11 protein-coding genes and 1 tRNA gene are annotated in these 13,491 nt (G+C 40.7%); 9 read left to right on the top strand and 3 right to left on the bottom strand.

Annotated elements, in window-relative coordinates; all coding sequences use genetic code 11:
• Positions 1–170: 170 nt before the first annotated feature.
• A complete protein-coding gene (locus tag BP688_RS03225) occupies positions 171–1,094 on the bottom strand; it encodes a respiratory nitrate reductase subunit gamma (protein WP_290596080.1) in 924 nt (307 codons plus the stop codon).
• A gap of 361 nt (positions 1,095–1,455) precedes the next feature.
• Here BP688_RS03225 and BP688_RS03220 point away from each other — a divergent pair, with 361 nt between their 5' ends.
• The 4 genes from BP688_RS03220 to BP688_RS03205 all read left to right on the top strand — a co-directional run bounded on the left by BP688_RS03220 (position 1,456) and on the right by BP688_RS03205 (position 5,845).
• Positions 1,456–2,151, top strand: a complete 696-nt coding sequence (locus tag BP688_RS03220; protein ID WP_290596079.1) for a respiratory nitrate reductase subunit gamma — start codon at positions 1,456–1,458, stop codon at positions 2,149–2,151.
• A 5-nt stretch (positions 2,152–2,156) separates the two neighbouring features.
• Entirely contained in the window at positions 2,157–3,593 is a 1,437-nt protein-coding gene (locus BP688_RS03215) for a (Fe-S)-binding protein (RefSeq protein ID WP_290596078.1), read from the top strand.
• Positions 3,594–3,669: 76 nt separating this feature from the next.
• Entirely contained in the window at positions 3,670–5,529 is a 1,860-nt protein-coding gene (locus tag BP688_RS03210; RefSeq protein ID WP_290596077.1) for a threonine--tRNA ligase, read from the top strand.
• 4 nt (positions 5,530–5,533) lie between these two features.
• Entirely contained in the window at positions 5,534–5,845 is a 312-nt protein-coding gene (locus BP688_RS03205) for an EMC6-like membrane protein (protein ID WP_290596076.1), read from the top strand.
• Here the strand turns inward: BP688_RS03205 and BP688_RS03200 are convergent.
• Positions 5,835–7,100: an amidohydrolase gene (locus tag BP688_RS03200; RefSeq protein ID WP_290596075.1), complete on the bottom strand. Its 1,266-nt coding sequence runs from the start codon at positions 7,098–7,100 to the stop codon at positions 5,835–5,837. The genes BP688_RS03205 and BP688_RS03200 overlap by 11 nt on opposite strands.
• 91 nt (positions 7,101–7,191) lie before the next feature.
• Here BP688_RS03200 and BP688_RS03195 point away from each other — a divergent pair.
• The 3 genes from BP688_RS03195 (at position 7,192) to BP688_RS03185 (ending at position 9,170) form a co-directional block, all read left to right on the top strand.
• A tRNA-Val gene (locus BP688_RS03195) sits at positions 7,192–7,264 on the top strand.
• Positions 7,265–7,663: 399 nt separating this feature from the next.
• The gene (locus BP688_RS03190; protein ID WP_290596074.1) at positions 7,664–8,179 is read left to right on the top strand and encodes a hypothetical protein; all 516 of its coding nucleotides are present in this window, start codon (positions 7,664–7,666) and stop codon (positions 8,177–8,179) included.
• A 316-nt stretch (positions 8,180–8,495) separates the two neighbouring features.
• Positions 8,496–9,170 carry a hypothetical protein gene (locus tag BP688_RS03185; protein WP_290597910.1) on the top strand — a complete coding sequence of 225 codons (675 nt, stop codon included), beginning with the start codon at positions 8,496–8,498 and terminating at the stop codon, positions 9,168–9,170.
• 380 nt (positions 9,171–9,550) lie between these two features.
• Here the strand turns inward: BP688_RS03185 and BP688_RS03180 are convergent, their stop codons facing one another.
• Complete coding sequence (locus BP688_RS03180) at positions 9,551–12,628, bottom strand: type I restriction endonuclease subunit R (RefSeq protein WP_290597911.1); 3,078 nt, start codon at positions 12,626–12,628, stop codon at positions 9,551–9,553.
• Positions 12,629–12,709: 81 nt separating this feature from the next.
• Here BP688_RS03180 and BP688_RS03175 point away from each other — a divergent pair, with 81 nt between their 5' ends.
• Both BP688_RS03175 and BP688_RS03170 read left to right on the top strand, forming a co-directional pair.
• Positions 12,710–12,898: a hypothetical protein gene (locus tag BP688_RS03175; protein WP_290597912.1), complete on the top strand. Its 189-nt coding sequence runs from the start codon at positions 12,710–12,712 to the stop codon at positions 12,896–12,898.
• A gap of 282 nt (positions 12,899–13,180) precedes the next feature.
• Entirely contained in the window at positions 13,181–13,477 is a 297-nt protein-coding gene (locus tag BP688_RS03170; RefSeq protein WP_290597913.1) for a hypothetical protein, read from the top strand.
• Positions 13,478–13,491: the final 14 nt, after the last annotated feature.

The following is a 13,491-nucleotide window of genomic DNA, read 5'->3' as shown; positions in this document are numbered from 1 at the left end:
CGTACTTCTTGTTCCAGTCCGGTTCCAGTTCTGTAAACTCGGGCTCTTCTACAAAGGGTATGTGGAGCAAATCTCTCTGTCTAAGCCTGAGTAACTGCTTATCAACCTCGCAAAATTCTTTAAAAGAAATAGAATTAAAGATGTAGTCTGGCATCCCCTTTACCTCAGTTTTACCTTCTCCTCCTTTCACTAACTGCCCTAATCTCAAGTACCGGCTCAAGGGTTGTAGCCTCTTCGGCCCACGTGAGCTCTTCTCTTATATGAGGAGCAGACCATTTCACCTTATAGCTCAAAACCTCTCTTATTTTGTCTCTGATCGGAGAAGTTCCTACATTTGGAACATCTTCCCAGAGGACCTTGTGATATGTGAAGTACTTCGCAATAAAGTGAGACATTTTAGTAGATGGAATGTATGCAACGAGCAGAGAAAGTAATGCTGTATGCAGTGCCACACTTGCCGGAAGACCTAAAGCCGGAGAGAAGGTAATTAGAGATACAGCAAAGGATTTAGCATATGAGAAATCCGTATCAACTCTCCAAGCTATTATTCCCGTAACGGCAACAGCGAGGATGAACAGAAGATTGAAGTAATCAGCCATTGAACTATAAGTTCTAAGTTTCCTGTCAATAACTCTGTTCAGAAACAGAGTCGCACTGCCGAAGGTCAGAAGGGCCACACCTACCGGAAACACGAGTGATGCTATAGAGGTTGTGTCAATCCCAAAGCCAGTCACGAAATGGACAGCTGAGGCAAAGATCAGCACAAACCACAGAAGCATCAGGTAAATACCAGCGTGGAAGGGGAATGTCAGATACCAGAGCGGGCGGTTGTACTCAAAGGCTCTTTTGATGAATAGCATTTCGAGCAACATTTCCTTCAGTTCTCCAATGAAGGAGGTTTCCATAGGTTTCTTCCACCATTCCGTTTCCTCATAGTAGCTCCCACCGTGTTCTGCTTTGTATTTCTCATGCGGTACTGGATAAAGTTCCCATCTTAAATGTAGCGGCATCAGTGAATATCTCAAGAATTTCAAAGCTGTAACCAATACAAAAATTCCAATTCCACAATACGCTAATATCTGTATCCAAATCATATGACCACCTCCTTATCACCAATAAATCTTTGTCTTTTGAATTATTTAAAATTTTCCAGTGTTTTTAATAATTATAGTAAAAAAATTAAATTTTTATCTTTTATAAATATGTCATTCCTTATAGTTTAAACTTACGCAACAAAGCTATTGTGTGAGTTTTAAGAGGACAAGATTTTTTAGAAATAAAGTTAAATAGTCAAAAACATCCTTGATTAGATTAATTAAGTGTTAAAGTTTTAAAATAATTAGCTCAAAATTTATTTTTTTAGTTATTTAAATTTTATTTTAATTCTATTTCTTATAGTTGGAAAAACTTTATAAGTGGAATACTTGAAAAAATTGCGTTGGAGGTGAAAAAGCAATGGCAGGAGAATTAGCATGGTTTATTGCGAACATTTTGCCCTACATAACTTTAGCAGTGATGACATTGGCTCTTGTTTACAATTTTGTCAAATGGTTGGTAATACCGAGGCCAGTAGTGTGGGCACTATTCCCAGCGAAACACAACACTGTGGATATACTGATTGGAATAGTGAAAAAGATTTTTGTGTTGCCAGGACCGAGAAAAGTTGACATTTCGGTATGGATTCTCGCAATGCTATTCCACATTGGTCTGATAATCAGCCTGAGCTTCCACGCAAAGTATATCCTACTTCCGTCCCTCGGTCCAGTAGAATACTATCTCGGTGCCGCTGCCGGTATAGCTGCTGCTATCGGAACGATTGGATTCTTCATAAGAAGGATTGACATGGCCAAAACGAAGGTTGACTCTACCTTCGCCGATTACTTCGCATTGATTCTGCTGATGGCAACTCTTACAATCGGTGCCTATCTGAGAATCGGAGGTATAATGGACCACGAGCACATGTGGTTGTGGGTTAGAGGTATTCTAACACTCTCTCCCGTTGATCCGCCAACACACCCGATCTTCCTGGTGCACATCACCTTAGCGCAGATTTACATGATGTACTTGCCATTCAAGACGTTGATACATCCAATTGCTATCCTCTTCGGCCAGAAGGTGGTTCTGGATGAGAGGCACATCTACCCGAGGTGATATAAATGGTTGAGGAAAGAACCATTGAAAAGACGGAGGAAAAGGTTGTTGAAATTCCCAAATGGAGAAGAGTTTTTGATGATTACAGGGCGATGTCTGACGAAATCCTCCGCCCTGATGAACCGAAGAAAGAAAAGTTTCTAGAAGCGATGAAAAAATCACTAAGTAAACAAAACTGGCCTTTCCTTCTCCCGTACAAGCTTACACTCGAAGCTTGCACAAAGTGCGGTACCTGTGCAGAAGCTTGTTCAACGTATATAGGCAGCGGTAGAAAGAAAATCTACAGCCCAGTTTACAGGTCAGATATGCTGAGAAAGATATACAAGAAGCACTTTACTCTCACTGGAAAGCTATTCGGCTCACTTGTCGGAGCAAAAGACCCAACAGAGGAGGATATCAATGCCTTAGCAGAGGCTGTTTACAGATGCACGGTTTGTAGAAGATGTGCTCTCGCCTGTCCGTTTGGTCTCGATAACGGATTGATAACGAGGGAAGCCAGAAAGATTTTTGCGGACATTGGGATTGTTCCTGATGAGCTGAAAGAGAATGGTGTAGAGAATCAGTTGAAGTATGGCAGCGCTCCGAAAGTGCCCTATGAGGCTTTCATGGATATCCTTGAATTCATCAAGGAAGACATAGAAGAGGAGAAGGGTATAGAAGTTGAAATTCCAGTTGATAAGAAGGGAGCAAAGTATCTGATAATGAACAACGCCGGAGACTACCTTGCCTTCACCGAAACCGTACAGGGAATTGTTGAAATTATGAATTATCTTGGAGAGGACTGGACTTTAAATTCCCCAAGAACTGGTGTGAACGATGTGGTCAACTATGGGCTGTTCTACAGTGATGAAGATTTGGTTAGAGTTATGAAAGCACATGTGGAAACGGCTAAGAAGCTCGATGTCGAGTATTTAGTTGTTGGAGAGTGTGGCCATGCATACGACGCACTCGCCCACTTTGCCAAAGATTTGATCCCGCCAGAGGAGAGACCGTTCAAAGTAATAAGCTGGATGGAACTACTCGACCAATTCATCAGAGAAAAGAGGCTGAAGCTCGACAAGGAGAAGAACCCAGAACCGGTTACCTTCCATGACTCATGTAAATGGGGAAGAACGGGAGGTATCTACGAAGAGCCGAGAAGAATTCTTCAGGCTGCCTGTAAGGACTTCAGAGAGATGTATCCGAACAGAGAGTGGAACTACTGCTGTGGTGGAGGGAGTGGTTTCGCGATAATGACTAAGGATGACTTCCTGAAGTTCAGAATGGAGACCTACGGCAAAGTGAAGGTGGAACAGCTTAAACAGACTGGGGCGAAGATAGTTGCCACAATCTGCTCCAACTGCAAAGGACAGTTCAGAGAATTAATAAACTACTACAAGCTCGATATGCGCTTCTCCGGTGTAAGCGAGCTTGTTGCCAACGCCTTAGTTTACGAGGATTAAGTATTTTTTACTCTTTTTTGATTTGCACCCAACTTTAATCGGAAAACTTTATTATTCCCACCTCAATGGCAGTTTCATGAAGCTACTGTTAATTCACGCTGATTACATGGAGTATGAGGTGAAAAAGAAGACGAAGCTTGCTGAGCCTTTTGATGGAAAGGGTGAGAGAGTCGAAGAAGTTCTTGTGGCTTTCACCTCTGTTGAAAAGGGAGATAACGAGGACGTTGTTAAGAGGGCTGCAGAGGCTATAAGAGATGTTGCGAAGAAAGTCAACGCTGAGAGGGTAATGATATATCCCTATGCCCACCTTTCATCCAATTTGGCTGATGCTGAAACAGCTGTTAATCTTTTGAAGAGGCTTGAAGCTGAGCTTTCCGATTTTGAAGTTCATCGCTCACCCTTTGGTTGGTATAAAGCCTTTAAGATTTCATGTAAAGGTCATCCACTTAGCGAGCTTTCAAGGGAGATCGGTGGTGAGGCGGAGGCGGAGGTTACACAAGCTCTTAGAGATGAAGAGGAACGAGTTGTAAGCTACTGGTATATACTTACACCAGAAAAACAGCTTGTTGAGGTAGAGAAATTTGATTTCACAGGTTATGAGAACTTGAGGAAGTTTGTGAACTACGAGATAGCCAAGAGGAGAGCAGTAGATGTTGTCCCCCCACATGTTGAATACATGAAAAGGCTTGAGATAGCCGATTACGAGTCGGCAAGTGACTCAGGTCACATCAGGTATTATCCCAAGGGCAGGCTGATTAAGACGCTCCTTGAACAGTATATAACGAGAAAGTGCATAGAGTACGGTGCAATGGAGGTTGAAACGCCGATAATGTACGACCGAAACCACCCAACTCTGAGGAGATACCTCGAACGATTCCCAGCGAGACAGTATATAATAAAGGGAGACAAGAGGGAGTTCTTTCTGAGGTTCGCAGCCTGCTTTGGGCAGTTTTTAATGCTTTCTAACTCAACCATAACCTACCGAAATCTCCCGCTTAAAATTTACGAGTTAACACGATATTCCTTCAGGAAGGAGCAGAGAGGTGAGCTTGTCGGTTTGAGAAGGCTGAGAGCGTTCACAATGCCCGATATGCACACGGTTGCAAAGGACATGGAGCAGGCGATGCAGGAGTTCTTCAACCAGTATAGACTTTCTGTTGAAGTTCTTAATGAAATCGGGATTGAAGCAAAGGACTATGAGGTTGCCATCAGAATTACCAAGGACTTCTACGAGGAGAACAAAGACTTCGTTCACAGTCTTGTTGATGTCCTCAAAAAGCCCATTCTAATCGAGATGTGGGACCACCGCTTCTTCTATTTCGTTCTAAAATTCGAGTTCAACTTTGTTGATGCCCTTGACAAAGCCTCAGCCCTCTCAACAGTGCAGATTGACGTTGAGAATGCGGAAAGATATGGAATAACCTATGTTGACGCCGATGGGAAGGAAAGATACCCCTACATCCTTCACTGCTCCGTCAGCGGGGCGGTTGAGAGGGTAATGTATGCACTGCTTGAGAAGGCAAAGTTTATGATGGATGAGGGGAAACTACCAATGCTCCCAGTCTGGCTGAGTCCAACGCAGGTGAGAGTTATTCCCGTCAGTGAAAAGTTTGTTGATGCTGCAGTGAAAGTTGCGGAAGAAATAGAGAGAGGAGGTGTGAGAGTAGACATAGATGATAGAAACGAGACTCTCGGAAAAAGAATAAGAGATGCGCAAACGGAGTGGATACCATACATTGCTGTGCTTGGTGAGAAAGAACTGGAGAGCGGAAAACTTACTGTAACGATAAGATCTGAATCAACGCAAAAAGAGCAGAAGAGGGTTGAGGTAACTGCCAAGGAGCTTGTGGAAAGGATTAAAAAAGAGTGTGAGGGTAAGCCTTTCATGCCGTTACCATTACCAAAGTTTTTATCCACTCGCCCAAGTTTCAGGTGATAACGTGGCTGAAGGTAAGAGGCCTGATGAGAAACCGGAAGTGCAAGAGGAAGAGTATGACATGGCTAAGGAGCTGAAGAAAGTACTTGTCCCGATTATTTTTGGAGTGATTGCAGGACTGCTATCGTTCGCAGCAACGGGAGAGATAAGACAGAGAGACGCTTTTGGAATAATAATTTTGGTCTTCATGATCTATATCCAGAAGTTCGTGCTTCCAAAAATTGGAGTAAATCTTGAGGGTAAGGATTGGGTAGGGATTGCTTTTCTCACCTTCTCAAGCTGGTATATAAGCTGGACGATAGTTCTCAACTGGTAAGCTTTGAAGCAATTTTCGCCACCTCTTCCATTATTTCAATTTCCTTACCTTCATCACCCATGAAATATCCACTTTCAACTACCACCTTTCCGTCAACAATAACGGTGTCAACACAGCCTGATGAAGCAGCATAGACAAGATTTGCTACAAGATCGTGCTCAGGTTGTATGTATGGCTTTTTGAGATTGATCAGAACAAGATCAGCGAGATATCCTTCCTTCACAACCCCAGATTTAAGATTGAAAGCTCTCGCAGCATTTATCGTAGCGGCTTCAAAGACTTCTTCCGCCTTCATCAGGGTAGGATCGCTGTAGTAGAATTTCTGCAGTAATGCAGCGAACTTCATCTCCTCAAACATGTCAAGGTTGTTGTTGCTGGCTGCACCATCCGTGCCAATCGTGAAGTTAACCCCAGCATTCTTCATCTCCCCATACCTAATCGCCTTCCCAACGCAGAGCTTCATGTTACTCACAGGACAATGAGCTACCGAAACTCCACGTTTTGCAAGTAGCTCTATTTCCGCATCCTCAAGCCATACGCTGTGGGCTGCAATCAGTCTTTTACTCAAAAATCCCATCTCGTCGAGGGTTCTAACGATTAAGTTTCCGTGCTGCTTTTTGAAGTCTAACACCTCTTTCTCCGTCTCTGCAAGATGGAAATGGATAAAGATGTTCATTTCCTCTGCTATTTCTGCAGCCCTCTTCAGCCCATCAAGGCTTACTGTGTAGACTGCATGCGGGCCTATCGCCCTTAGAACATCGTATTTCTCTATCTCTTTAAGATTCTTAACCGCATTCTTCAAGTTCTCCTCCAGCAAATCGGGGTTGAAGAAGTCGAAGAAGGCTGCTGAAACGCAGGCTCTTATTCCACACTCCTCGGCAGCCTTTGCAACGGCTGGAGGGAAAAAGTACATGTCGTTAAAGAAGACGGTGCCGCTTTTTAGCATCTCAACACACGCAAGCTTCGTCCCCCAGTAAACTGCTTTATCGTCCAGTTTAGCCTCCAAAGGCCATATTTTCTTCTCCAACCATTCTTGCAAGATCATGTCGTCGGCGTAGCTCCTGAACAGAGTCATTGCAGCATGGGTGTGGGTGTTGAAGAAGCCGGGGATTAGTGCCTTACCTTTTCCATTGATTACGACATCGCTTTTATCAACGCTTTTTCCGATAGACGAAATTCTGTTCTCCTCAATCTGAACGTTTTCCTCTACCACACCTTTGGGTGTTAGAACCTTTGCATTCTTTATCAGAATCATCAGGGATTTCCTTTGATATTGGTAATAAAATAGTTGTGGGTAATACGAGACTGGGTAAATGTTATAAACATGCGGCTGCTGGATAATCATGGGGCTCGTGGTCTAGTGGTTATGACGCCTGCCTCACACGCAGGAGGTCGCCCGTTCGAATCGGGCCGAGCCCACTAAAACCTTCTATTTTTAAAATCTGAATCTCTATGGGGTTTCCAGTCCTCAAAAAGTCCACAAGCTTATCGATAGTCTCTGAAATCTTCCCTCTGAAATTTTCTTTTAGAAATATATAGTTCTCTTTAGAAATCGTAACGTGCAAATCTTTTAGTTCTCTTGCTCTTTTGGGCGAAAGCTCCTCTCTAAATGTTGATCCATCATACGTTCGTAAACGTTCGTGCATGAACGTAATAGGCGTTGTTAGGTTATTAAGATTTCGTGATGGGGGAGCCTCAGCTTAACACTTCTTTAAAGTTGGCCTTAACAATTTTTACTAAAAATATGTTGTAATCCTACTATAGATTTAACATTATACCGACCAAAATATTATTAAGGTTTCAAATACGCTCTTTTTCATGGCTGCAGATTTTGGATTGGGAAAAGTAGAAGATAGTAATTGGCATAATGTAAAAGAATTTTCAGTTAAAGAGAATGATCGTACTTTACTGGCAATTAATTTTGCAAAGAGTTTCATAAGCCAAGAGGTTACAGAGTTATGCATAGACGCTGTTAAAGGGGAGGTACTAACCATAAATAGGGTGGTTGTGGTTATAGATAAGAGTGGCATTCTATTAGTTGGATTTGGACGGATAAATGGAAAGGGTAAGTTTTATCAAGATTGTATTCCTCTGGATGTTTCACAACACATACTACTCAAAGAATTCAGGAGAAAGTTGAGTATCTACCAATATTATCCTGTAAATCTTCAAATGAACTGTCATTTCCTGCTATCTCTATCTGATAGGAAGATTGAGAAACTTGAGAGGGATAGTAACAATGATGAAGCATCCTATGTTTTAGCCTCTATAAATGAAGTAAGTTGGGGGGAAAGAATTTGTTCGGTTTCTGGGGCTTTATTTGTGGGTAGGTGAATTCTACTTTTGGATATCAAATCAAGGTGATCTTAGTATGCAGAGCATGCATGTCGCAAAATGTGTGTGCACATCGAGGAAAAACACCTATAACCCTATTTGAAAAAGCCCCCAGAATTTTTATTAGAGGTTCAAATGATGTAAGTTGGGGAGTAAGATGCATAGATCCTCTATTATACTTAATACATATTTTGCAAGATAAGGCTAAAGTCCCCAAGTTTGGAGCATTTATCCCTAACTTGCATGGATTTTACGTAAGACGATCTTCCAACTTGTATTTTTCACGATTTCCAATGAAGTTAGAAGGGTGGTTTAAATGACTTATAAAGTTCAAATAAGAGTTCATGTCGATCCAGAAATTTGGGAAGCCTTCAAGAACTATGTATTCTCGAAATACGGAACTCTCCACAAATATTTGGGTGATGAGATATCAAGAGCTATGAAGGCTTACCTTAAAGATTCTCAGAATGCACACACACAAGAATTTGAGCACATGATTTCAAAACCAAACAAGAAGCACATCAAGCTGTTAGTATGGCTACTCAAAAACTACCCAGCAGAGGTTCTTTATTCTATCGTAAAAGATTACATAGTTGACAATTACGGGATCGATAAAAGAACGATAAAGAAGTATCTGCACGATTTTCTGATAAATGGCGGGTTCTTGGAAACCTTAAAGCCAATAAGGGGTAATACGGATCTAATTCTCAAAGTCAATGCCGATAGGATTCTTAATTACCTGAGCAAATTCGTTCCTGAAAAGGAGCTAAGGGAGAAATACGGGATTTACAGGGAAGCATTCAAACCTACAGAAGAAGTTAAGGAAGAAAAGGAGAGTAAAGGCAGCATAAAAACCTATGCTACCGGGAGGTATGAGGCAGGAGATTCAATAGAAGAAATTCAGGATAAGATAAGCGATTTTGGGCTGGAATTGGGGAAAAAAGCAATTCGTAGTATGATAAGGAAGGTGAGGAGGGAAAGTGCTGTTTAGAACTGAATCCTACTGATCAAGCCACAGAAAAAGTCTCTGATCATAGTTTGTTAGCAGTATTTTATCAAATTTGACCGGCTTTTGGAATACTCAAAAATTTATCAAGAGTAAAAATCAATCTAAGAAATTAACTTGGATTGTTGATTACCTAAACATTGAATCAACTCAGTTTCATGTAAAATCCGAGTTAAATCAACATGGATTCAACATACTCCAAAATTGAATCAACAAAAATCAATGTTGAATCGACCTTCAACTCAACACAGTCAACATATAGTACTATCAAAATCAGCCAAAATCAACATAAAAAACAATTGATTCATTGATTAATCTACTCGAATCAACGTAAAATCAGCAGACTCAACAAATCAATACTAAAATCAACTCATCACCGCTGCATGATCAACAATCAATTTTGATAACTCGTTGATAACACTATAATCTTTGATACCTTTCTTCATCAAAATACGCTTGACTTCAGCTTTTATTCTTGCTTTCATGTATTCCTTTCTCTTCCATTCCGAGATTTTTACATATCCTGAGAGATGATTTGCCAATTCTCTTGCTATTTCCTCAATTCTTTCCCTATCTCTAATTGGAAGATTTGGATATGAAAGAAGTAAAGAGTAGAAAGCATACTCCTCGTCACTCATATTAAGTTGCTTTCCTTCTTCTTCTGCCCTTCTTACTTCCCTTGCAATCTCGACAAGCCTTGAGATCATTTCTGAAACCTCAATTATCTTTGTATTGTGCTTCTCAATTAGTTCGTTCAGCATTTTGTATAAACTTTTGAATTTCCATGGGTTGATTCTCATTTTAACTCTTATCCTGTCGTGCAATATTTTTAACAGTAAATCTACAGCTAAACTTCTATATTCGAGGTTTTCAAGCTCTTTAAGAAACTCTTCAGATAACAGAGAAATCTCAGGTTTTTCCTTTTTTAGCAAATCGAACACATCAATGGGTTCTTTCGCAACAATACTTTTAGATATTAGCTTTGTGATTTCTCCCTCGAGCTCTCTTGATATTTCTCTCTTTTTCCTCACTGAGTACTTCACAATCATCTTTTTGATCATCTCAAAGAATGCCAGATCGTCTTTGACGGCAATAGCATCAGGATGTGGGGATGCAAGCAAATAAAGTTTCTTTAGAGCAACAAAATTCTTTACAAATCTCTTTTTTGTTTCTTCATCTCTTGCAACTCTCTCGTAAGCCTGTGCTGTTAACCTCGAAAGTTCTTCGGGCTTCATTTCCTTCCACTTTCTGAAGTTCAAACCAGCAAAGTATGAGCAAAGAATATCGTGCTTCTCCTTTAACAAAGCAAGAACTTCGTTTATGTTCGTGAGAGTTTCTTTTATCTGCTCTAAAGCGTATTTTGATAGGGATTTTCTCAAATTGTCTGCAATACCAATATAATCAACAATCAGTCCTCCCGGTTTATCCTTGAACACCCTATTTACCCTTGCAATAGCCTGAACGAGGGAATGGTTCTTCATGGGTTTCCAGAAATACATTGTATGGAGGCAAGGAACATCAAAACCTGCGAGCCACATATCAACAACTATGACCATTTTTAAGTCAGATTCGGGATCCTTGAATTTATCAGCAAGTTCTTTCAATTGCTTTCCAGTTCTTATGTGCTCGTGAAACTCCTCTGGATCTTTTGACTTGCTACCAGACATTACAACTGCAATATTCGGCGAGTTTGGTTGCTCGATTATTTTCTTGTAAAGTTCAACAGCCACTTTCCTGCTAATAGTAACAACCATTGCCTTTCCATCAAACTCTTCCAATCTCTTGTTGAAATGCTCGACAATGTCTTTTGCAACGCTCTGAATATACTTGTCGGTAAGCATGATCCTTTCAAGTTTTGCAAAAGCCCTCTTGATCGATTCTTTTTCTTCTGGATCTGCCGTAACTCTCTCAGATATTTCCTCAAATTCGAGATCTATGAACTCGTTCGTTAAGTGTAGCTCTGATAAGCGGGATTCGTAATAGATCGGAACAACAATACCGTGCCTTCTCGCCTTCTCGATGGAGTAAACGCTGATGTAATTTCCAAAAACAAGGGTTGTTGATCGATCTTCATAATCTACTGGTGTAGCTGTAAAACCGAGGAAAGAGGCGTTTGGGATTGCCCTCCTTAAATTTTCGGCAAGTTGCCTGTAGTGGCTGCGATGGGCCTCATCCGCTATAATTACTATGTTCTTCCTTTCCGTAAGTAGAGGATATTCTTCTTCCTTCGATTTCCTTCCGAATTTTTGGATAGTAGCAAATATTATGCCGCCTCTGGTCTCCCTGACAGTATTGTGGAGGTCCTCAATCGTTTCAACGTGTTTTGCAATAGGAAAAACGTTTGCGAAAACCCCATAAAGCTGTTCATCAAGCTCTCTTCTGTCTGTTAGAAATATGAGTAATGGGTAGTCGAGTTCTGGGATTTTTATTACTTTTTTGGCGTAAAAGAGCATAGTTAACGATTTACCAGAACCCTGAGTGTGCCAAACAACACCGATTCTTCTCTCCTCAGGATTTCTTCCATAAATTACAGCCTGAGTAGTCCTCTCAACGGCCTTTTTTACGGTGTAGAACTGATAGTATGTGGCGATAATCTTGATCAGCTTCTTCCCCGATTTGTCGTAGATGATGAAATCTTCAATAAATTCGAGAAAGCGTTCTTTGTTGAATAAACCAAGCAGCAGGACGTCAAGGCTTGTTAACTCCTTGCCCCTCCATCTGTAAATTGCATATTTTCCAGAATCATCTTCGAATTCGAGAACCTCAACGTCATCATCGCTCTCTATCCCCTCCCAGACGAAAAAGCGTTCCCAGTCAGATGTAGGGGAGCCGTATTTTGTTTCGAGACCATCACTTACAACCAGAATTTGTGCATACTGGTAAAGCTGCGGAATGTCATTCATTTTGGTTTTGTGGTCGTTGAAGGCATCTTTTGCAGTATTTCCTGAATTAAAACCTTTAAACTCGAAAATTGCAAGTGGAATGCCGTTTATAAACACAACAAGATCGGGTATTCTGAACCTCCCATGCTCGTAGTAGTATTCAACCTCAAATTGATTTGCTGCAAGGAATTCATTGTTTTTAGGATTTGAGAAATCAACCAGCTTTACAAGGCGGGTTCTCTCTTCTCCATTCTCTTTAAATGTGAACTTAACACCAGAAGTCAGCATATCGTAAAACATTTTTCCTCTCATTACAGGATCTGGATGATCTATGTTTGAGACGAGCTGATAAACATTTTCTGCATGATCGTCATCAAGCCACGGATTCAACCTCTTAATGGCGTTGATAAAACGGTTCTTTAAGATAACATCTCTGTAGGATTCCCTTTCTCCGTTATCAGGAGTAAGATTGGAGCCGTGAATGTATTCGTATCCCAAACTCCTGAGAGCATTTATCGCATGATTCTCGACCATGTACTCTTCAGTGAGCTGAGCGGACATCTCGTTTCAAAATTTGCTTGAATATTTATAAAGGCTTTTGCAAGGAAGGGTTTGCAAAACTGGATAACTAGATTTAGCATAATGAAAGTTGTTCGAATTGAGGTTCAAGACTGGGTGGATGATGCCACCATCGAAGAGCTTCTGAAAGTTGTTGGAAGGAGTAGAAACTCCTTGGAAGAATTAGAGAAATTGCTTGATGAACTTCCAGAAAGAAGGATAAACATTGATGAGCTAAAGAAAGAGCATTATGAAGCAAAAATGCTTTATTAATACGAACATAGGAGGCAATTTTCAGGATTACTATAGAATCGCTTAAAGAAGTTTATAGGAACTTAGGGTCCTATTCAATCAAGTCCAAATTTGAAAAATGCAGACATTCCGGGAAAATCTGAGTAGTAGGTTGCGAGCTCTTAGACATTTTTGGAAAGTTGCTCTCCATCAGTTCTCTTCTCCTATATTTTCTCGGGTTGGAAAAAATAATCCTTAGGTATAAGAGAAAAACTATAAACCTACAACCCCATAATTTTTGTGCAGCTAACGTGGTGATAGAATATGAAAGTTAAGTTTAGCAATTTGGGGAATCTAAAAAGTGGAGAGATTGATTTAAAACCCTTGGCGATTTATATAGGACCAAATAACACTGGTAAGACATATTCAGCTTATTGTCTTTACGGAATCCTTGATCCATCGGTAGCCCCCTTTTATGCAGAACATACAAATTTAAACTTGTTTGATGAGTCTATCAACGAGTTGACCGAAAGGGGGTACGCTGAAATTAATTTGGAAGAGATAATCAAAAACCACGCTGAGTTAATTTTAAATGATTTGTGTAGTATTTTCGCTGTATAGTCCCAAAAAATTTG

The organism is Archaeoglobus sp. UBA230 (assembly GCA_002507545.1).
GTDB lineage: Archaea > Halobacteriota > Archaeoglobi > Archaeoglobales > Archaeoglobaceae > Archaeoglobus.
Note: the sequence above shows the minus strand (reverse complement) of the source record. Positions and strands in the feature narration are given on the sequence as shown.